The organism is Brucella lupini, from assembly GCF_002252535.1.
Lineage (GTDB): Bacteria > Pseudomonadota > Alphaproteobacteria > Rhizobiales > Rhizobiaceae > Brucella > Brucella anthropi.
In genome coordinates, this window is sequence record NZ_NNRN01000018.1 from 1 (window position 1) to 1,929 (window position 1,929).

The following is a 1,929-nucleotide window of genomic DNA, read 5'->3' on the forward strand; positions in this document are numbered from 1 at the left end:
ATCGGGTAGGAGGGCATTTTAGGCCCTCCTCCCACACCACCGTACGTACGGTTCCGTATACGGCGGTTCATGAAGCGTAGTATAGGCGTCGGTGTTCCTTCAGGAACGAGATCAGCCCGATTTTGGTGAAGTAGGCATTCGGTAGGGCTTCGTGCATGTGTGAGGTTCTGGCATTCCACCATGGTCCCCGGCCATTGCTGGCACTTATCCATGCACGCTCCTTCTTTATGCCTCGTTGCATCAGGTTTCTTGCGCGCGCGGCTGGTTTCGTCCATTGCCGCCACAGGGTAGCCCGCAGCTTGCGGTGAACCCATCCATCCATTTCCTCGAACGTCCCCTTCACGTCAGCCAGCTTAAAGTAAGCTGTCCAGCCGCGCAGGATCGGCGCTAGGTCCTTGATGGTGGCGTCAATGGCCCGGCCACGCCCAGCCCGGAACTGGGCTTTCAGTTTGCCACGAAGACGCTTCACACTTTGTACCGCCACCTTGAGGCGGGGCATACGGTGGAACGTCATCGTATAACCCAAAAAGACCCGGTTCCATGGATGGTCAACAGCACTTTTGGTGGCGTTGACCTTCAGCTTCAGTCTCCTTCCAAGGAAGGCGGTGAGCGAAGCCATCACCCGTTGACCGGCACGTATTGACCGCACATAGATATTACAGTCGTCGGCGTAGCGGCAGAAGCGATGTCCGCGCTGTTCCAGTTCCTTGTCCAGATCGTCGAGCAGGACGTTCGATAATAGCGGAGACAGGGGACCGCCCTGCGGCGTTCCCTCGCTTCGCATTGTCGTCATCCCGCCCATCATCAACCCGGCTTGCAGATAACGGCGGATCAACCGCAGCACCCGTTTGTCGTAGACCTTGCGTGCCACTCGTGCCATCAGCACATCGTGGTTTACCCGGTCGAAGAACTTCTCCAGATCAAGATCAACCACAACGCGGTAACCGTCGGCCACATAGGACCGTGCGGCAAGGATCGCATCATGGGCACTCCGCTCCGGCCTAAAGCCGAAAGAGGAATTGGAGAAGCCTGGGTCGAAGATCGGCATCAGCACCTGATGTATCGCCTGCTGGATGAGGCGGTCGAGAACCGTGGGAATGCCAAGAAGGCGTTTCCCGCCGCCGGGCTTGGGGATTTCCACCCCGCGCACCGGCGCTGGCTCATACCGACCCGCCAGCAGGTCTTCCCTGATGCGCGGCCAATGCGATACGAGATGCTGCTTCAGGTCGCCAACGCTCATCTTGTCGATGCCCGCCGCTCCCTTGTTCGACACCACGCGGTGTAAGGCCGCTATCATGTTATCGCGACTGACGATCATTTCCATCAGTTGCATCGCGTCCTTCGGTTGTGAGTTGGACGATCCTGCCGTGACGTTTGATGCGCCCAAGGCATCCTCTCGCAGCTTCCGGCCACTACCTTCCGCATGGGCATGGGGCGTTTCAGCTCCATTATCTGCATCTGCTGTCGTCATCGAAAGATCGTTCTCCATCCGACACTTCATGTTCAGCCCTTCGCCGTCCGGTACGGCTACTACGGCATCTGCTGACTTCTGCCGCCCTATTCCGTCGCTTCTCAGCGGCGGTAGCACACCGTTGCCGGTGGCGAGGCGACAGATCTCCCGAGGTAAGACGCGTGACCTTCATGCCATATACCTGTCGCATCTACAGCCGCATCATCCGGGTGATATCGGGCTTTGGGTAAATGGGCCCCCTTGCCCTGATGCGACTGCCTCTTATGCGCTTCCTGTTCGTCAGGCCGGCACTTTGCTTACAGCTTCCTTCAGACCCCGCCTTACGACAACGCCCTTGCTGTTCGGCTAACGGTTCCCATCACCAGGGCCCGTAGAGGACTTTCACCTCCAAGTCATCGAACGGATACCATCCCGGTCGAGCGATGCTTGCGCACCACGCGCCATGCTCGGCGCACCCA

Annotated in this window: 1 protein-coding gene; it reads right to left on the minus strand. The window is 58.7% G+C overall.

Translation table 11 applies throughout. The features are described 5' to 3' along the window. Positions 1–67 precede the first annotated feature (67 nt). Complete coding sequence (ltrA, locus tag CES86_RS01305; protein ID WP_011982869.1) at positions 68–1,471, minus strand: group II intron reverse transcriptase/maturase; 1,404 nt, start codon at positions 1,469–1,471, stop codon at positions 68–70. Positions 1,472–1,929: the final 458 nt, after the last annotated feature.